16 protein-coding genes are annotated in these 17,542 nt (G+C 69.6%); 13 read left to right on the forward strand and 3 right to left on the reverse strand.

All coding sequences use genetic code 11. The features are described 5' to 3' along the window. Nucleotides 1-23: 23 nt before the first annotated feature. From glmS to tsaE, 5 genes are read left to right on the forward strand one after another with little or no spacing between them, the layout of a single operon-like run. Nucleotides 24-1,883 (forward strand): glutamine--fructose-6-phosphate transaminase (isomerizing), encoded by a 1,860-nt coding sequence (gene glmS / locus ABFX45_RS29255; RefSeq protein ID WP_109628699.1) that lies wholly within the window; start codon nucleotides 24-26, stop codon nucleotides 1,881-1,883. Further along, entirely contained in the window at nucleotides 1,884-3,266 is a 1,383-nt protein-coding gene (locus ABFX45_RS29260; RefSeq protein ID WP_346133358.1) for an NAD(P)H-hydrate dehydratase, read from the forward strand. Nucleotides 3,267-3,317: 51 nt separating this feature from the next. Then, entirely contained in the window at nucleotides 3,318-4,403 is a 1,086-nt protein-coding gene (gene alr, locus ABFX45_RS29265; RefSeq protein WP_346133360.1) for an alanine racemase, read from the forward strand. Next, nucleotides 4,400-5,497 (forward strand): alpha/beta fold hydrolase, encoded by a 1,098-nt coding sequence (locus ABFX45_RS29270; RefSeq protein ID WP_346133362.1) that lies wholly within the window; start codon nucleotides 4,400-4,402, stop codon nucleotides 5,495-5,497. The genes alr and ABFX45_RS29270 overlap by 4 nt, the downstream gene beginning before the upstream one ends. Further along, entirely contained in the window at nucleotides 5,494-5,955 is a 462-nt protein-coding gene (gene tsaE / locus ABFX45_RS29275; RefSeq protein ID WP_346133364.1) for a tRNA (adenosine(37)-N6)-threonylcarbamoyltransferase complex ATPase subunit type 1 TsaE, read from the forward strand. Before ABFX45_RS29270 ends, tsaE begins: the two co-directional genes overlap by 4 nt. A 33-nt stretch (nucleotides 5,956-5,988) precedes the next feature. Here tsaE and ABFX45_RS29280 read toward each other — a convergent pair whose 3' ends face one another. Continuing rightward, complete coding sequence (locus tag ABFX45_RS29280) at nucleotides 5,989-7,170, reverse strand: AMP-binding protein (protein ID WP_346133366.1); 1,182 nt, start codon at nucleotides 7,168-7,170, stop codon at nucleotides 5,989-5,991. 204 nt (nucleotides 7,171-7,374) lie between these two features. Here ABFX45_RS29280 and tsaB point away from each other — a divergent pair, with 204 nt between their 5' ends. Genes tsaB through ABFX45_RS29310 form a run of 6 tightly spaced genes read left to right on the forward strand, consistent with a single transcriptional unit; the run spans nucleotide 7,375 to nucleotide 12,256 of the window. Then, complete coding sequence (gene tsaB, locus ABFX45_RS29285; RefSeq protein ID WP_346133368.1) at nucleotides 7,375-8,055, forward strand: tRNA (adenosine(37)-N6)-threonylcarbamoyltransferase complex dimerization subunit type 1 TsaB; 681 nt, start codon at nucleotides 7,375-7,377, stop codon at nucleotides 8,053-8,055. After that, nucleotides 8,052-8,510 carry a ribosomal protein S18-alanine N-acetyltransferase gene (gene rimI / locus ABFX45_RS29290; protein WP_346133370.1) on the forward strand — a complete coding sequence of 153 codons (459 nt, stop codon included), beginning with the start codon at nucleotides 8,052-8,054 and terminating at the stop codon, nucleotides 8,508-8,510. Before tsaB ends, rimI begins: the two co-directional genes overlap by 4 nt. Continuing rightward, nucleotides 8,503-9,558 (forward strand): tRNA (adenosine(37)-N6)-threonylcarbamoyltransferase complex transferase subunit TsaD, encoded by a 1,056-nt coding sequence (gene tsaD, locus ABFX45_RS29295; protein WP_346133372.1) that lies wholly within the window; start codon nucleotides 8,503-8,505, stop codon nucleotides 9,556-9,558. The genes rimI and tsaD overlap by 8 nt, the downstream gene beginning before the upstream one ends. A gap of 37 nt (nucleotides 9,559-9,595) precedes the next feature. Then, on the forward strand, nucleotides 9,596-10,579 hold the full coding sequence (locus ABFX45_RS29300) for a glycosyltransferase family 2 protein (protein ID WP_346133374.1): 984 nt from the start codon (nucleotides 9,596-9,598) through the stop codon (nucleotides 10,577-10,579). Continuing rightward, nucleotides 10,576-11,010 (forward strand): GtrA family protein, encoded by a 435-nt coding sequence (locus ABFX45_RS29305; protein ID WP_346133376.1) that lies wholly within the window; start codon nucleotides 10,576-10,578, stop codon nucleotides 11,008-11,010. Before ABFX45_RS29300 ends, ABFX45_RS29305 begins: the two co-directional genes overlap by 4 nt. Then, nucleotides 11,003-12,256: a hypothetical protein gene (locus ABFX45_RS29310; RefSeq protein ID WP_109639006.1), complete on the forward strand. Its 1,254-nt coding sequence runs from the start codon at nucleotides 11,003-11,005 to the stop codon at nucleotides 12,254-12,256. The genes ABFX45_RS29305 and ABFX45_RS29310 overlap by 8 nt, the downstream gene beginning before the upstream one ends. Here the strand turns inward: ABFX45_RS29310 and ABFX45_RS29315 are convergent, their stop codons facing one another. Both ABFX45_RS29315 and ABFX45_RS29320 read right to left on the reverse strand, forming a co-directional pair. Further along, nucleotides 12,257-13,780, reverse strand: coding sequence for an alkaline phosphatase D family protein (locus tag ABFX45_RS29315; RefSeq protein ID WP_346133379.1), 1,524 nt, complete (start codon nucleotides 13,778-13,780; stop codon nucleotides 12,257-12,259). It lies immediately after the preceding gene. Between the two features lie 45 nt (nucleotides 13,781-13,825). Continuing rightward, nucleotides 13,826-15,331 carry an alkaline phosphatase D family protein gene (locus tag ABFX45_RS29320; RefSeq protein ID WP_346133381.1) on the reverse strand — a complete coding sequence of 502 codons (1,506 nt, stop codon included), beginning with the start codon at nucleotides 15,329-15,331 and terminating at the stop codon, nucleotides 13,826-13,828. Between the two features lie 173 nt (nucleotides 15,332-15,504). Here ABFX45_RS29320 and groES point away from each other — a divergent pair, with 173 nt between their 5' ends. Both groES and groL read left to right on the forward strand, forming a co-directional pair. Continuing rightward, the gene (gene groES, locus ABFX45_RS29325) at nucleotides 15,505-15,798 is read left to right on the forward strand and encodes a co-chaperone GroES (protein ID WP_030478362.1); all 294 of its coding nucleotides are present in this window, start codon (nucleotides 15,505-15,507) and stop codon (nucleotides 15,796-15,798) included. A gap of 86 nt (nucleotides 15,799-15,884) precedes the next feature. After that, nucleotides 15,885-17,507, forward strand: coding sequence for a chaperonin GroEL (gene groL / locus ABFX45_RS29330; protein ID WP_112226782.1), 1,623 nt, complete (start codon nucleotides 15,885-15,887; stop codon nucleotides 17,505-17,507). Nucleotides 17,508-17,542: the final 35 nt, after the last annotated feature.

A 17,542-nucleotide genomic window follows, 5' to 3' on the forward strand; every position in this document is an offset into this window, starting at 1 on the left:
GTGGTCTAGCTAGTCTGTTTCGCGTGTGCGGAATCGTGGGATACGTGGGTCACCGGGCGGCGCTCGACGTCGTACTGGACGGGCTGAGGCGGCTCGAGTACCGGGGTTACGACTCGGCAGGCGTGGCGGTCATCGGCGAGGGCGAACTCGCCGTCGAACGCAAGGCGGGCCGGCTGCAGAACCTGGAGACGAGGCTCGACGAGGTGGGCCGCGACAACTTCGCGGGCACCGTCGGCATGGGACACACGCGGTGGGCGACACACGGTGCGCCGATCGACCGCAACAGCCACCCGCACCGCGACGCGACGAACCGCGTCGCCGTGGTGCACAACGGCATCATCGAGAACTTCGCCGCGCTGCGCGCCGAGCTCGAGGGTCTCGGCGTCGAGATGGCGTCCGACACCGACACCGAGACGGTCGCGCACCTCGTGGCGTTCGCCTACGGCGACGGCGAGACGAAGGGCGACCTGCCCGCCAGCGTGCGCAAGATCGTGCGCCGCCTGGAGGGCGCGTTCACGCTCGTGTTCACGCACGCCGACGAGCCGGACCAGGTCGTCGCGGCCCGCCGCAACTCCCCGCTGGTCGTGGGTGTCGGCGAGGGCGAGCACTTCGTGGCGAGCGACGTCTCGGCGTTCATCGCGCACACCCGCGAGGCCGTCGAGCTGGGTCAGGACCAGATGGTCGTGATCACCCGCGAGGGCTACGAGGTCACCGACTTCGACGGCGAGCCGGCCGAGGCCAAGCCGTTCACGGTCAACTGGGACCTCAGCGCCGCCGAGAAGGGCGGCCACGAGTACTTCATGCTCAAGGAGATCGAGGAGCAGCCGGAGGCGCTGGCGAACACGCTGCGCGGCCACTTCTCGAACGGCCGCATCGTCCTCGACGAGCAGCGGCTCTCCGACCAGGACCTGCGTGACGTCGACAAGGTCTTCGTCATCGCCTGTGGTTCGGCCTACCACTCCGGCCTCGTCGCGAAGTACGCGATCGAGCACTGGACCCGCCTGCCCGTCGAGGTCGAGCTCGCCTCCGAGTTCCGCTACCGCGACCCCGTGCTCGATCGCGACACGCTCGTCGTCGCCGTGTCGCAGTCCGGCGAGACCGCGGACACGCTGGAGGCCGTGCGTCACGCGCGTGCGCAGAAGGCCCGCGTTCTGGCCGTCTGCAACACGAACGGCGCGCAGATCCCGCGTGAGTCCGACGCCGTCCTCTACACGCACGCCGGTCCGGAGATCGGTGTCGCGTCGACGAAGGCGTTCCTCGCCCAGATCGCGGCGAACTACCTCGTCGGTCTGGCCCTGGCGCAGGCTCGCGGCACCAAGTACCCGGACGAGGTCGCCCGCGAGTTCCACGAGCTGGAGGCCATGCCCGAGGCCGTGCAGCGGGTGCTCGGCACCGTCGAGCAGGTCCGCAAGCTCGGTCGTGAGCTGGCCGACTCGAAGGCCGTGCTGTTCCTCGGCCGCCACGTCGGCTACCCGGTGGCACTGGAGGGCGCGCTCAAGCTCAAGGAGCTCGCCTACATGCACGCCGAGGGCTTCGCGGCCGGCGAGCTCAAGCACGGCCCGATCGCGCTGATCGAGAAGGACCTCCCGGTCGTCGTGGTCATGCCGTCGCCGAAGGGCCGCGCCGTCCTGCACTCGAAGCTGGTGTCGAACATCAGCGAGATCCAGGCCCGCGGCGCCCGCACGATCGTGATCGCCGAGGAGGGCGACGAGACCGTGCGCCCGTTCGCCGACCACCTGATCGAGATTCCGGCCGTCCCGACCCTGCTGCAACCGCTCATCTCGACGGTGCCGCTGCAGGTGCTGGCCGCCGAGATCGCCCGCAGCCGCGGCTACGACGTGGACAAGCCCCGCAACCTCGCGAAGTCCGTTACGGTCGAGTGAGTGAGAGGCGTCTGGCACACCGAACGCGTCAAGTCCGCTGAAGAGGAGCTCATGGCGGTTGTTCCGCCGGGCTCGTTGATGCGCAAGGCCGCGTTCGGTGTGGCCACCCACGCCCTCAGGCTTCTTTCCGGACGTCGCCGCGTCACGTTGCTGGTCGGCGCCGGCAACAACGGCGGCGACGCCCTGTGGGCCGGCTACTTCCTGCGCCGCCGCGGTGTCGGGGTGTCCGCGATCCTGCTCAACCCGGCCAAAGCGCATGCCGAGGGACTCTCCGCCTTCCGGCGCGCCGGCGGCCGGATCGTCGACGAGGTCGGCACCCCGGACCTGGTGATCGACGGCATAGTCGGCCTGTCCGCACGAGGCCCGCTCCGCCCGGACGCGGCCGCGCTCGTCGAGAGCGTGCGCGCGCCGATCCTCGCTGTGGACCTGCCCTCCGGCATCGACCCGGACACCGGCGAGATCTCCGGGCCCTTCGTACGTGCGCACACCACCGTGACGTTCGGCTGCCTCAAGCCCGTGCACGCGCTGGCCGACTGCGGTGACGTGCACCTCGTCGACATCGGTCTGCGGCCGACGGACCCGGACTTCGTGCTGCTGGACCGCTCGGACATCGCCTGGCCGGTGCCGGGCCCGTCCGACGACAAGTACACGCAGGGCGTCACGGGCGTGGCGGCCGGCAGCGCGACCTATCCGGGTGCCGCGGTGCTTTCGACCGGTGCCGCCGTTCTCGCCACGTCCGGCATGGTCCGCTACGCGGGTCCGGCTGCCGACGCGATTCGAGCGCGCTGGCCGGAGACCATCTGTACCGGCTCGATCACGGACGCCGGCCGCGTGCAGGCCTGGGTCGTGGGACCGGGCACGGGTACCGGCTCGTCGTCGGACGGCGTGCTGAGGTCCGTGCTGGAGGCCGGTGTGCCGGTGATCGCGGACGCGGACGCCATCACCCTGCTCGCGCAGCACCCCACGCTGTGGGACGCGCGCGACCCGGACACCCCGCTCGTGCTGACGCCGCACGACAGGGAGTTCGAACGGCTGGCCGGTCCGGTCGGCGTGGATCGGGTCGCGGCGGCGCGGAAGGCGGCTCAGCGGTTCAACGCCGTGGTCCTGCTGAAGGGCCACCGGACCGTGGTGGCGGCGCCGGACGGACGGGCGCTGGTCAACTCGGCGACGTCGTCGTGGCCTGCGACGGCCGGATCCGGGGACGTGTTGTCCGGGATCATCGGCGCGCTGCTGGCCGGTGGCGTGGAACCGTTCCTGGCAGCTGGATACGCGGCCTACGCGCACGTCCTGGCGGCGGAGTTGGCGGCGGACGGGGCGCCGGTGCCGGCTTCCGGGCTGATGGAGGCGATCCCGGCGGCCATCCGGGCACTTCGACGGTCCTGAGCGCTCGCTCACACCCGATGAGCTGCGGAGTCATGGCACGATGAAAAGGTTATGGCCCGCTCAGAAGTTGTCGTCGACCTAGGTGCGCTGCGGCACAACGTCTCGCTGCTCGCCGCCCTTGCACCTGCCTCGGAGACGATGGCTGTCGTCAAGGCGGACGGCTACGGCCACGGCGCGGTGGAGGTCGCACGGGCCGCCCTCGAGTCCGGCGCCACCTGGCTGGGTTCCTGTTCCACGCAGGAAGCTCTCGCGCTCAGAGCCGCCGGCATCCGGGCACCGATCCTGGCCTGGCTCGACGCACCGGACGAGGACCTGGCCGCCGGCATCGCGGCCGACGTCGACCTGTCCGTCGCGTCCCTGACCGACCTGCGCCGCGTCGAACAGGCCGCGGAGGAAGCCGACGCCCGGCCCCGGATCCACCTCAAGATCGACACGGGTCTGAGCCGCAACGGCTGCCAGCCGCACGACTGGCCGGAGCTGGTGGAACAGGCCAGGAAGCACGAGGTCGTCGCCATCTGGTCGCACCTCGCGTGCGCTGACGAAATCGGTCATCCGTCGGTCGACCTGCAGGCCAAGCGGTTCGACGACGCCTACGAGGTGGCGAAGGCCCACGGTCTCGATCCGAAGCGGCACATCGCCAACTCCGCGGCCCTGCTGACCAGGCCCGATCTGCACTTCGACATGGTGCGGCCCGGCATCGCGATCTACGGGCTGAACCCGGTACCGACCGACCACGACCTGCGTCCGGTCATGAGCTACCGGTCGTACGTCGCCCTCACGAAACGTATCCCCGCCGGCGAGTCGGTCTCCTACGGGATGACATGGACCGCGCAGGAGGACACGACGCTGGCACTGGTGCCGGCCGGGTATGCGGACGGTGTCCCGCGGGTGCTCTCCGGCCGGATGGAGGTGCTTCTGGACGGGAAGCGCCGCCCGGTGGCCGGGCGTGTCTGCATGGACCAGATCGTCGTGGACTGCGGGAACGACGAGGTCCGCGAGGGTGCGGAAGTTGTCCTGTTCGGCGACGGGCGCCGGGGGGAGCCGACGGCGACGGAGTGGGCGGAGCTGACCGGGACGATCGACTACGAGATCGTCTGCGGGATGTACCGGCCGCGGGTGCGGAGGATCTACACGTGAAGCCGGTGTGGAAGGTCGTCGGGTGGGTCGGTGGTGCGCTCGGCGCCGCCGTCGCGGGTGCTGCCGTCGCGCAGACCGCGAAGGTGTCGCACCAGCGCAAGACCGCCACCGACAGCCTCGCCGACGAGCCGTTAGGACAGCTGCTGCCCGATCGCGAGTCGACCGTGGCCGCGGACGACGGCGTGCCGATCTCCGTCGAGGAGGTCGACCCCGCCGACGGTGGCGAGGCCGACATCACCGTCGTGCTCGTGCACGGCTTCGCGCTGGACCGCCGCTGCTGGCACTTCCAGCGCCGTGACCTCGCGGAACTGATCGACCCGCGGGTGCACCAGGTGATCTACGACCAGCGCAGCCACGGCCGGTCCGGCCGTTCTGCCGCCGAGGCCAGCACCATCGAGCAGCTCGCGCACGACCTCGACGCGGTGATCCGCTCGGTCGTGCCGGAGGGACCGCTCGTGCTCGTGGGCCACTCCATGGGCGGCATGACGATCATGGCGCTGGCCGAGAAGCAGCCGGACCTCTTCGCCGAACGGGTGCGCGGTGTCGCGTTGATCGGCACGGCTGCGGGCGCGGTCGGTGGTGCGGGACTGCCGAAGTCCGTGCTGTCGCGGTACAACCCGGTGACGCTCGGCATCGGACGGCTCGCCGGTTTGCAACCGGCCCTCGTAGAGTGGGTGCGCCGTGGCGCGAAAACCCTGACGTGGAGCGGCATCCGGGCGTTGGCGTTCGGTGACCGCAAGGTGGCACCGTCCCTTGTGGACCTGATGGAGCAGATGATCAACGGGACGACGGTGAAGGTGCTCACCGAGTTCCTGGAGACCCTCGGCACGCACGACCGCTACCGGGCGCTCGCCGGGCTGCGGCACTGCGAGGTGCTGATCGTGAGCGGTGACGCGGACAAGCTCACGCCCTTCTCGCACGCCGAGCGGATGGCGGAGGAGATGCCGCACGCCACGCTCGTCAGGGCCCCCGGTGCCGGGCACATGGTGATGATGGAGCAGGCTGATCTCGTCAACGACCACCTGGTCGCGCTCGTCGAACGCTGCGCGGCCGATCGCGGAGAGAGTCGGAAGAAGTGGTGGCGCCGAGCGTGAAGACCGTCGAACTGCCCCTGGTGGAGGACACCGAGGAGTTCGGCCGCAAGCTGGGTGAAGTCGTGCGGGCGGGCGACCTGCTGCTGCTCGCCGGGCCGTTGGGTGCAGGCAAGACGGCACTGGTGCGCGGGCTCGCGCGCGGCCTCGGTGTGCAGGGCCGCGTGTCGTCGCCGACGTTCGTCATCGCCCGCGTCCACGAGCCGGCCGAGGATGGCAGGGGTGTGCCGCTGGTGCACGTCGACGCCTACCGGCTCGGGGGTCACCTGGACGAGCTGGACGATCTTGATCTGGACACGGACCTGGTCGACGCCGTGGTGGCGGTCGAGTGGGGCGAGGGCGTCGCGGAACGCCTGAGTGAAGATCATCTGCTCATCCGCCTCGAGCGCGGAGCCGACGACGTTCGCACGGCCCAGCTGATCCCGCACGGCGACTGGACGGCTCGCACCCTGCCTGTGTGAGGTCGGCATCGCCGACAACGCCTGGCTGTCCAGTCAGGACAGCTCGCGCTTGAGCACCTTGCCCATCTCGTTGCGCGGCAGGGCATCGAGGTAACGCACGACCCGTGGCCTCTTGTGCGGCGACAGCAGCCTCGCCACGTGGTCGCTCAGCACCGACGGTGCCGGCGCCTCGCCAGACGGCACCACCCAGGCCACGATCCGCTCGCCGAGGTCGTCGTCCGGCTCGCCGGTCACCGCCACCTCGGCCACCGCCGGGTGCTCCAGCAGGGCGTTCTCGATCTCCCCTGCGCCGATCTTGTAGCCGCCGCTCTTGATCAGGTCGGTGGCCCGCCGCCCGACGATCCTGAGGTAACCGTCGGGGTCGCGGGCCGCCATGTCGCCGGTCTTGAACCACCCGTCGCGGAACGCAGCCTCGGTCACGTCCGGCCGGTTGAGGTACTCCAGGAACAGGTTCGGCCCGCGCACCTCGATCTCGCCGATGGCGCCGATGCCGACGTCGTCCCCCTGCTCGTCGACGACCCGCACCTCGACGCCGTCCACGGGCAGGCCGACCGCGCCCGGACGGCGATCGCCGTCGAACCGCACGCTGACGTTCATCAGCGTCTCGCTCATCCCGTACCGCTCGACGATGCCCTGCCCGGTGGCCTTGGCGATCCGCTCGTGGTCGCTCGCCGGCAGCGCCGCCGAACCCGAGACGAGCAGCCGTGCTCGCCGGAACCGGTCCGCCAGCGCGGTGTCCTGCTCCACCGCCTCGGCGATCCGGTGGTACATCGTCGGGACGCCGAACATCATCGTGGCGCCGGTCGCGAGCTCGTGGCCGATGGCGGCGGGAGAGAACCTCACGTGCCGCACCGAGCCGCCCAGCCGGAGCGCGCCGAGGATGCCGATGCCCAGGCCGTGCACGTGGAACAGCGGCAACCCGTGCACCAGCACGTCGTCGCCGGTCCACTGCCACGCCTCGGCGAGCGCGTCGATGTTCGAGGTCAGCGCCCTGCGGGGCAGCACCACGCCCTTGAGCGGCACGATCGCGACGCCCGCGAGCAGCCCTGCGACCACCGAGACGCAGGTTTCGAGCGTCGAAGTCGCCCACACGGCGACGCGGCTGTTGCCCTTCAGCCGCTCCGCCAGAGTGCCCGCGGCCCGGTGCAGCTCGGCGTGGGTCAGGGACTTCTCACCGAAGCGGAGAGCTTCGCGGTCACTCGGTTCAGCGAACATGGATCCAGGGTGGTGCCCGTGCCTCGAGGACGCATCGGAAGTGTGGCTTCGACCACGGTGTTCGATTGCCCCTGCTGCGCAGATGGCGACGAGGTCGTCGGGAAGCCGGCCATCCGGCCGCCGCTTGCCGCCGAATCGCCTTCGGCGGTTGACAGCAAGAGGCGACCGGATGGCCGACACGACCTCGTACTACTCTGGACAATCGTGCTAGTGCTCGCCGTCGACACGGCCACCCCCGCAGTCACCGCCGGTGTGGTCGAACTCGCACCCGATTCCCCGCCGCGCCTGCTGGCGAAGCGGGTGACGCTCAACGCCAAGGCGCACGGTGAGCTGCTCACCCCGCACATCAGCGACTCGCTCGAAGAGGCCGGCCACACGTTCGCCGACCTCGACGCCATCGTCGTCGGCGCAGGTCCCGGCCCTTTCACCGGCCTGCGGGTCGGCCTCGCCACCGCCGCCGCGCTCGGCCAGGCGCTCAACCGCCCGGTCTACCCGGTCGCCACCACGGACGCCATCGCCAGGGACGCCGCCAGCGGCCACCCGCTGCTCGTCGCGACCGACGCCCGGCGCAAGGAGCTCTACTGGGCCGCCTACGACGCCGCTGGCCGCCGCACCGACGGCCCGCACGTCGAGCGCCCGCAGGACCTGGCGGAAAAGCTGCCGGCGCTGGGCGTGCACCACGCCACCGGTGAGGGTGCGGAGATCTACCAGGAGATCCTCGGCCTGGAGCTGCTCGGGGCCAAGCACCCCACGCCGGAGGGCCTGGTCGCCGCCGCGGCCGCCGAGGTGCTCGCGAAGGCCCGTCCTGCCGCGCTCACCCCGCTCTACCTGCGCCGCCCGGACGCGGTCGAGCCCACCGGACGCAAGCGGGTGACCAGGGCATGACCACCGGCACCGTCACGCTCGCGCCGCTGCGGCACGCCGACGTGCCGAGGTGCCACGAGATCGAGCTGCAGTTGTTCCCCGGCGAGGACCCGTGGAGCGAGAACGCGTTCCACAGCGAGCTCGACAACGGCAACTACTACATCGGCGCGTACGCGGGCGATGAGCTCATCGGCTACGCGGGGCTCGCCGCCTCGGAGCACGAGGCCAGCGTGCACACGATCGCGGTGATCAAGCACTGGCAGGGCAGGGGCGTCGGCAAGAAGCTCCTGAACGACCTCCTCGCCCGCGTGGACGAGATCGGCGTCCCGGTCTACCTCGAGGTCCGCACGGACAACGAGCCCGCGATCGCCATGTACCTGGCGCACGGCTTCGAGCACCTCGGCGTGCGCCGCCGCTACTACCAGCCGTCGGGTGCCGACGCGTACACGATGGGAAGGCCTGCTCACAGTGTCTGATCGCTTGATTCTGGGCATCGAGAGCTCGTGCGACGAGACGGGCGTCGGCATCGTCCGCCTCGGCGAGGACGGCTCGCTCGAACTGCTCGCCGACGAGGTCGCCTCCAGCGTCGAGGAGCACGCCCGCTTCGGCGGCGTCGTGCCGGAGGTCGCTTCCCGCGCCCACCTCGAAGCCATGGTGCCGACCATGCGCCGCGCGCTGGACGCGTCCGGTGCCGAGCTCTCCCAGATCCACTCCATCGCCGTCACCGCCGGTCCTGGCCTTGCCGGCGCGCTGCTGGTCGGCGTGTCCGCCGCGAAGGCCTACGCCGCCGCGCTCGACAAGCCGCTCTACGGCGTGAACCACCTCGCCGGCCACGTCGCCGCGGACACGCTGCAGCACGGCGCGCTGCCGAACCGCTGCCTCGCGCTGCTCGTCTCCGGTGGCCACTCCCAGCTGCTGCTCGTCGAGGGTGGCCTGGCGAACTCGATCACCGAGATCGGGTCCACGGTGGACGACGCCGCAGGTGAGGCGTACGACAAGGTCGCGAGGCTGCTCGACCTGCCCTACCCCGGTGGCCCGCCCATCGACAAGCTCGCCAAGCAGGGCAACGGGTGCGCGATCGCGTTCCCGCGCGGCCTCACCGGCCCGCGCGACGCGAAGTACGACTTCTCGTTCTCCGGCTTGAAGACCTCGGTCGCCCGCTGGGTCGAGCGCGCGGAACGTGCCGGTGAGGAGATCCCGCTGGCCGACGTCGCCGCGTCGTTCCAGGAGGCGGTCGCGGACGTGCTGACCGCCAAGGCGATCCGCGCGGCGAAGGATCTCAAGGTCGACACGCTGGTCATCTCCGGCGGTGTCGCGGCGAACTCGCGCCTGAGCGGCCTGGCCGCCGAGCGTTGCGCCGAGGCCGGCATCGAACTGCGCGTGCCGAGGCCCAGGCTGTGCACCGACAACGGCGCGATGATCGCCGCACTCGGCGCTCACCTGGTCGCCGCCGGTGCCAAGCCGTCGCCGATGGACCTGTCGACGACGCCGGGTCTGCCTGTTGGGACCGTGCAGATACTCTGACCCCATTCCTGGGGCGGACCTGACACTGGAGTAAGCGGTGAGCGCTGAACCCATGCGCACGATCACGTACCTGTTCCCGATCTACAACGAGGCCGGGAACATCGATCTGCTGCACAAGACGGTTTCCGAAGTCGTGAAGCCGCTGGAAGACCGGTACCGGGTCAACTTCATCTACGTCAACGACGGCAGCCGCGACGACTCGCTCGCGCTGCTCAACGCCGTAGCGGACGCCGACGACCGGGTCACCGTCATCGACCTGTCGCGCAACTTCGGCCACCAGCTCGCCGTGACCGCGGGGCTCGACCTCGCGGACGCCGACGCCGTGATCATCATGGACAGCGACATGCAGGACCCGCCCTCGGTGAGCCTCGAGCTCGTCGAGAAGTGGGAGCAGGGCTACGACGTCGTCTACGCCCAGCGCCGCTCGCGCCAGGACACGGCGTTCAAGAAGGCCACCGCGCGGGCGTTCTACTGGTTCCTGCGCAAGGTCGCCGAGATCGACATCCCGGAGAACACCGGCGACTTCCGCCTGATCGACCGCAAGGTCGTCGAGGAGCTGCGCAAGTTCCGCGAGCACAACAGGTTCCTGCGCGGCCTGGTGAGCTTCATCGGGTTCCGTCAGACCGCCGTCCAGTTCGACCGCGACAAGCGCCACGCGGGCGTCACCGGCTACCCGCTGCGCAAGATGCTGCGGTTCGCGGCGGACGGCATCGTCGGCTTCTCCGCGGCCCCGCTGAAGCTGATCTCGAAGGTCGGCTACTTCATCTCGTTCCTCGCGTTCGTCGGTATCTGCTACGTCGTCGGCGTGAAGCTGTTCCTGCCGGACACCGCCGTTCCCGGTTGGGCGTTCATCACCAGCGCGGTGTTCTTCCTCGGCGGCATCCAGCTGATCATGCTCGGCGTGCTCGGCAGCTACGTCGGCCGCATCTACACCGAGGTGCAGGCTCGCCCGCTCTACAGCGTGGCGTCGGTGCGCACCGGGACGAACGTGCCGAACGACGCCAGGGTCCTCGCGTCGTGAAGAAGCTGCTGAGTGCCCAGCAGCTGCGCTTCGGCCTGGTCGGTGTGGGCAACACCCTCGTCGACCTGGTCGGTTACACGGTGCTGTTCGCGCTCGGCACGCCTCTCGTGATCGCGAACCTGATCTCGACCACGATGGGCATGGCGCTCAGCTTCACCCTCAACCGCAGCTTCACGTTCCGCGCGGCGGGCGGCGGCGTGGCCCGCCAGGTCGTGCTGTTCGTGCTGGTCACGGGCATCGGCCTGTGGGTCATCCAACCGCTGGTCATCCTGCTCACGCGCGACGCGTTCGCCGGTCTGCCGGAGACGCTCGCCATCGCGGTGCCCAAGTTCGCGGGCATCTGCGTCGCCCTCGTCTGGAACTACGTGCTCTACAGCAAGCTCGTGTTCCGCCCTGCCGAAGAGCTTGCAAAGGAACCCGTTCATGACTGACACCGCGATCCGTGAGCCGGAGGTCGTCGCCGAGGAGGCGCACAGACCAGTTCCCCGGTGGAAGACCGCACTGACGGGTGACTTCGCGAAGGTCTTCCTGCTGGTGTTCGCCTGGCAGATTTTCATGACCGTGCTCGGGCGGGTGCTCGAGCCGCTGCTGCCGATCTTCGAGGGCACGCCGGTCTCGTCACGCACGGTCGACACGCTGCTCTCGCACACGCATCGCTGGGACGCCGAGAACTTCACCGGCATCGCCGAGGGCACGGCCTACCAGAACGTCCCGACCTCACAGGCGTTCTACCCCGCCTTCCCGGCCGTCGTGTGGCTCGTGAAGATGGTGTTCCTCGGCAAGATCGGCACGCTGGCCGCGGGCATCATCGTCAACACTGTCGCCACGTGGCTCGGCGCGGTGGCGCTGCTCAAGATCGCCAGGACCTTCCTGACCGGCGAGCGCGCGCCGTGGCTCGTCGTGATGGCGATGCTGACGTGGCCGTCGGCGTACTTCCTGCACGCGTTCTACAGCGAGGCCGTGTTCATCGCGCTCGGCTTCTGGGCGTACCTCTTCGCGCTGCGCCGCCAGTGGGTCTTCATGGGCCTGTGCCTGATGCCGCTGACCGGTGTGCGGATCACCGCCGTCCTGTTCGTGGGCCTGTGCTTCCTGGAGTTCTGGCGCAGCAAGGACTGGAAGTTCCGCGGCCTGCTGTCGTGGCACCTGCTGTGGTTCCCCGCGAGCGCCGTGGGCTTTCTCGGCTTCGCGCTGTACCTGAAAATTCTGGTCGGCGATCCGCTCGGCATGACGTCGGCGTACGAGAAGGCCCCGGCCTGGTCGTACCACCAGTTCACGCCGAACATCTTCGGCACGCTCTGGAACGAGCTGCTGATGAGCGTCAACACCCTGACGAAGCCGGCCGACCTGAACACGTGGAACCTCACCAACCACGTGGTACCGCTGGCCGGCATCGTCCTGCTGATCGCCGGCTCGATCTACCTGCTGGCGCAGCGCAGGGGCGACCTGGTGCCCGTGGGCCTCTACGGCGTCGCGTCGCTGATCATGCTCACGCTGAACGGCAACCTGGTCTCGGTGCACCGCTACCTGCTGCCGTGCTTCGGCATCTACCTGGCGCTGGTGCTGCTCGGCCAGCGCGTCCCCGCGTTGAAGTCCGTGGTCTACGCGGTGATGTACCTGGGTCTGACCACACAGACCCTGTTCTACCTGATGTTCGTGTCGGGCAACTGGTCGGGCTGATCAGACCCTGTTGAGGCCCGGCCTGCGGTCCTCCACCACGAACGACGCCTTCGTGGTCACCGGAGCGCCGGGCCTCTGCACGTAGTCGAGCGCACGGAAGTCCGCTCGCACCTCACGCGCGGTGAACCTGGTCCGAACGTACCCGCGCCGGTTGTTGAAGTACTTCACGTGCGGGTTCTCGGCCAGGATCGCCGGTGTCTCGGGGCGCTCCTCCGACCCGTCGCCACCGGACGTGATCGACGTCGACACCAGCTCGGTGGCAACGGTCCTCGACGTCGGGTCGTTCCACCTCTCCTTCACCTCGGCCGCCCACGCCGCATGCACGTCGCCCGTGAGCACGACGGTGTTGCGCGTGTGGGCGAAGCCTGCGGCGACGCGGTCGCGGTTCGCGGCATAGCCGTCCCACGCGTCCATGTTGTTGGTCTCGCCGGCACCGGGCGCGAAGTCGAGCTGCGAGAAGAACACCTGCTGTCCCAGCACATCCCAACGCGCTCGCGAGCGCCTGAGACCGTCGAGCAGCCACTTCTCCTGCTCGGCACCGGTGATCGTGCGCGTCGGGTTGAGCCGCTCGGGGCACGCCTTCAAACCGTCACCGCAGAGCTGGTCGTCGCGGTACTGCCGGGTGTCGAGCATGTGGAAGTTCGCGAGCCCGCCCCACTGGATGCGCCGGTAGAGCTGCAGGTCGATGCCGTTGGGCTTGTTCCTGATCGGCATGTTCTCGTAGTAGGCCTGGAACGCCGCCGCCCGCCGCGCCAGGAAGTTCGGCTGCGGGATCTGCGGCTTCTCGTAGACCTCGTCCGCCCAGTTGTTGTCGATCTCGTGGTCGTCCCACACCACGGCCCACGGCGCCACGGCGTGCGCCTCCTGCAGGTCGAGGTCGGTCTTGTACTGCGCGTGCCGCTGCCGGTAGTTCGCGAGCGTCTCGGTCTCCGGGCCCTCGTGGTCGCGCGGGTTGCCACCCGGTGCCACGTACGTGCCCTTGGCGTACTCGTACTGGTAGTCGCCGAGGTGCAGCACCAGGTCCGGCTGGTCCTCGGCCATCCTGCGGTACGCGGTGAAGTAGCCGTGCTCGAACTGCGAGCAGGAGGCGAACGCCATCGTGAGCCCGCTGCCCAGCGCCCACGGTGCCAACGCCGTCCTGGTCCGGCCCACCCGTGACAGGTGGCCTTCGGCGGAGAAGCGGTAGAAGTACTCGCGGCCGGGCAGCAGCCCGCGCACGTCCACGTGGACGCTGTGGCCCTCCTCCGGCCGCGCGTGGGCCGTGCCGCGCCGGACGACGCGCCGGAACCGCTCGTCCAGTGCGATCTCCCACTTCACCTCGACGACGCGGGACGGCATGCCGCCCAGGCCGTCCTCCGCGAGCGGGGTGGGTGCGAGGCGGGTCCACAGGACCACGCTGTCGAAGGTCGGGTCGCCGGAAGCGACCCCCAAGGTGAACGGGTCGGCGAGCCTGCCCGACCCGGCGCCGACGGTGGTGAGCGCAAGTCCCCCGATGAGGAGTGCGCGTCGCGTCACTCGAGTCATGGTGAGACCTTCACCCACCAGGGTGGCTGTCAGGTGAACGCTTCCCTAAAGCCTGTGGAGCCCCGGGACTCGGTCCTCCACCGCGAACGACGCCTTGGTGTGGACGGGCGAGCCCGGCCGCGTCACGTGGTCCAGCCCGCGGAAGTCCGTGCGCAGCTCATCGGGCGTGAACCTGGTCAGCGTGTACCCGCGCCGGTTGTTGAAGTACTTCACGTGCGGGTTCTCCTTGAGCCACAGCGGCGTGTCCTGGTACTCCTCGGAACCGTCGCCGCCGGCCGTGATCGACGTGGTCACCAGCTCGGTCGCGAGCGTCTTCGACGACGGGTCGTCCCAGCGCTGCTTGACCTCCGCGCCCCACGCCGCGTGCACGTCGCCGGTGAGCACGATCGCGTTCCGCACGCCGGCGAACCCCGCCACCACCCGGTCCCGGTCCGCGACGTAGCCGTCCCACGCGTCCAGCAGGAACTTGTCGACGTCGCCGGGGATGTAGTCGTACTGCGAGAAGAAGACCTGCTGCCCGAGGACGTCCCAGCGGGCCGCAGACTCGCGGAACCCGTCGAACAGCCACTTTTCCTGGTCATCGCCGAGCATCGTCCGCTCGGGGGCGAGTCGTTCCGGGCAGAGCTGCAACCCGTCCCCGCAGGCCTGGTCGGTCCGGTACTGGCGGGTGTCGAGCATGTGGAACGTGGCGAGCGATCCCCATCGGATCCGCCGGTACAGCCTTGGTGACCTGCGCACGGGCATGTTCTCGTAGTAGGCCTGGAACGCCGCCGCGCGGCGTTTGGCGAAGTCCGCCTGGGGTGTGTCCGGCTGCAGTCCGGCCCAGTTGTTGGCGATCTCGTGGTCGTCCCAGATCACCGCCCACGGCGCGGCGGCGTGCGCGGCCTGCAGGTCGGGATCGCTCTTGTACTGCGCCTGCCGTCGGCGGTAGCCCGCGAGCGTCGTGGTGGTCGGCCCTTCGATGTGGCGGACGTTGCCCGTCGGCGCGACGTGGATGCCGGCCTCGTACTCGTAGGTGTAGTCGCCGAGGTGCAGCACCAGGTCGGGTTCGTCCTCTGCCAGCCTCCGATACGCCGTGAAGTAGCCGTGCTCGTACTGCGCGCACGACGCGAAGGCCATCGTCAGCGGTACCTGTAAGGCCTCCGGAGGAGGAGCGGTGCGCGTGCGGCCCGTGCGGGAGATGTGGTTGAGCGTCCTGAAGCGGTAGAAGTACTCGCGACCCGGTTCCAGTCCGGTGAGCTCGAGGTGGACGCTGTGGCCGTCCTCCGGTCGAGCGAGGGTGGAGCCCTGCTGCACGATCCGGGTGAACCGTTCGTCGTCGGCGACCTGCCACCGCACCTCGATCGGACGGTTCGGCATGCCACCCATGCCGTCCTCCGCCAGCGGCTCGACGGCCAGCCGGGTCCACAGGACCACCCCGTCGGGTGTCGGGTCACCCGAGGCCACACCCAGTGTGAAAGGGTCGCTCGGTCTGGCGTCCGCGGTGGCGGTGAACGCTGTGACTCCCGCCACGCCTGCGAGCAGCAGCGTTCGGCGCGAAAAGGTGGGCATGCCCTGAATACGGCTCCCGATGGGTGAGCGGTTCGGGGCCCTCGTTGAAGCGTTGGCACTCTCATGGGTAGAGTGCCAACTGCACGGCACCAGCACCGCCCCGACCCCCGCGACGGCGGGGTGGCAGGAGCCGTAACAACGAAACCTGCCAACGACCCGTGGAGGTCATCCCGGTGAGCGTGAACATCAAGCCGCTCGAGGACAAGATCGTCGTTCAGGCCTCCGAGGCCGAGACGACCACTGCCTCCGGCCTCGTGATCCCGGACACCGCGAAGGAGAAGCCCCAGGAGGGCAAGGTCCTCGCGGTCGGCCCCGGCCGCATCGACGACAAGGGCAACCGCGTCCCGCTGGACGTGGCTGTCGGCGACGTCGTCATCTACTCGAAGTACGGCGGCACCGAGGTCAAGTACAACGGCGAGGAGTACTTGATCCTCTCCGCCCGCGACGTGCTGGCCGTCGTCAACTAAGACGCTGCGGCTGACATGCCTGACGCCCCGGCGCCCCACCCCGGGGCTACCGGGGCGTTTCGCTACCCAGAGAGGCTTTGAGGTAAATGCCCAAGCAGATCAGCTTTGACGAGGACGCTCGTCGGGCGCTCGAGCGCGGCGTGAACAAGCTCGCGGACACGGTCAAGGTCACCCTTGGGCCGCGCGGGCGCCACGTCGTCCTCGACAAGAAGTTCGGCGGTCCGACCGTCACCAACGACGGTGTGACCATCGCTCGCGAGATCGAGCTGGACGACCCGTTCGAGAACCTCGGCGCGCAGCTCGCCAAGTCGGTCGCCACCAAGACCAACGACGTCGCGGGTGACGGCACCACCACCGCCACCGTGCTGGCGCAGGCCCTCGTTAAGGAAGGCCTGCGCAACATCGCCGCGGGGGCGAACCCGACCGCGCTCGGCCGTGGCATCCAGGCCGCCGCCGACGCCGTCGTGGACGCGCTCAAGGGCAAGGCCACCCCGGTCAAGGGCCGCGACAACATCGCTCAGGTCGGCACCGTCTCCTCGCGTGACGAGTCGATCGGCGCCCTGCTCGGCGAGGCCATCGAGCGCGTTGGCGAGGACGGTGTCATCACCGTCGAGGAGTCGTCCACGCTCGCGACCGAGCTCGTGATCACCGAGGGTGTGCAGTTCGACAAGGGCTACGTGTCGACGCACTTCTCGACCGACCTCGAGGCGCAGGAGGCCGTCTACGAAGACGTCCGCATCCTGCTGCACCGCGAGAAGATCTCGGCGCTCGCCGACGTCCTCCCGATCCTCGAGAAGGTCGCGGAGTCCGGCAAGCCGCTGCTGATCATCGCCGAGGACGTCGAGGGCGAGGCCCTGTCCACGCTGGTGGTCAACGCCGTCCGCAAGACGCTGAAGGTCGTCGCCGTGAAGGCGCCGTTCTTCGGTGACCGCCGCAAGGCGTTCCTGGACGACCTCGCGGTCGTCACCGGCGGCGAGGTGATCTCCGCGGAGATCGGCCTGAAGCTGTCCGAGACCACGCTCGACCAGCTGGGCTCCGCCCGCCGCGTCGTCGTGACCAAGGACGACACCACGATCGTGGACGGCGGCGGCACCAAGGCCGACATCGCCGGCCGCGCGGAGCAGCTGCGCCGCGAGATCGAGGCCACGGACTCCGACTGGGACCGCGAGAAGCTGCAGGAGCGCCTCGCGAAGCTCTCCGGCGGCATCGCCGTGATCAAGGTCGGCGCCGCCACCGAGACCGAGCTCAAGGAGCGCAAGCACCGCATCGAGGACGCGGTCGCCGCTACGAAGGCCGCGGTCGAGGAGGGCATCGTCCCCGGCGGTGGTTCCGCGCTGGTCCACGCCGCCAAGGTGCTGGACGGCGGCCTGGGCCTGACCGGTGACGAGGCCACGGGTGTCGCGCTGGTCGCGAAGGCCCTGTCCGCGCCGCTGTTCTGGATCGCCGCGAACGCCGGCCTCGAGGGCGCCGTCGTGGTGAACAAGGTCCGCGAGGGCGAGTGGGGCTTCGGCATCAACGCCGCCAAGCTCGAGTTCGGCGACCTGCTGGAGCAGGGCATCATCGACCCGGTCAAGGTCACCCGCTCGGCTGTCGCGAACGCCGCCTCCATCGCGCGCATGGTGCTCACGACCGAGAGCGCCATCGTCGAGAAGAAGGCGGACGAGGCTCCCGCTGCGGGCCACGGCCACGGGCACGGGCACGGCCACTGAGTTTTTTCGAACTCAAAAGAGAAACCGGGTCGGCA

Origin of the sequence: Lentzea roselyniae (genome assembly GCF_039537795.1) — a bacterium.
Classification (GTDB): Bacteria; Actinomycetota; Actinomycetes; order Mycobacteriales; family Pseudonocardiaceae; genus Lentzea; species Lentzea atacamensis.

Coding starts and splice junctions, on each gene's coding strand:
- ABFX45_RS29280 (WP_346133366.1), bottom strand. CDS start 7,170: ATGTTCGCTGAACCGAGTGACCGCGAAGCTCTCCGCTTCGGTGAGAAG.
- rimI (WP_346133370.1), top strand. CDS start 8,052: ATGACCACCGGCACCGTCACGCTCGCGCCGCTGCGGCACGCCGACGTG.
- alr (WP_346133360.1), top strand. CDS start 3,318: ATGGCCCGCTCAGAAGTTGTCGTCGACCTAGGTGCGCTGCGGCACAAC.
- ABFX45_RS29315 (WP_346133379.1), bottom strand. CDS start 13,780: ATGACTCGAGTGACGCGACGCGCACTCCTCATCGGGGGACTTGCGCTC.
- ABFX45_RS29320 (WP_346133381.1), bottom strand. CDS start 15,331: ATGCCCACCTTTTCGCGCCGAACGCTGCTGCTCGCAGGCGTGGCGGGA.
- groL (WP_112226782.1), top strand. CDS start 15,885: ATGCCCAAGCAGATCAGCTTTGACGAGGACGCTCGTCGGGCGCTCGAG.
- ABFX45_RS29310 (WP_109639006.1), top strand. CDS start 11,003: ATGACTGACACCGCGATCCGTGAGCCGGAGGTCGTCGCCGAGGAGGCG.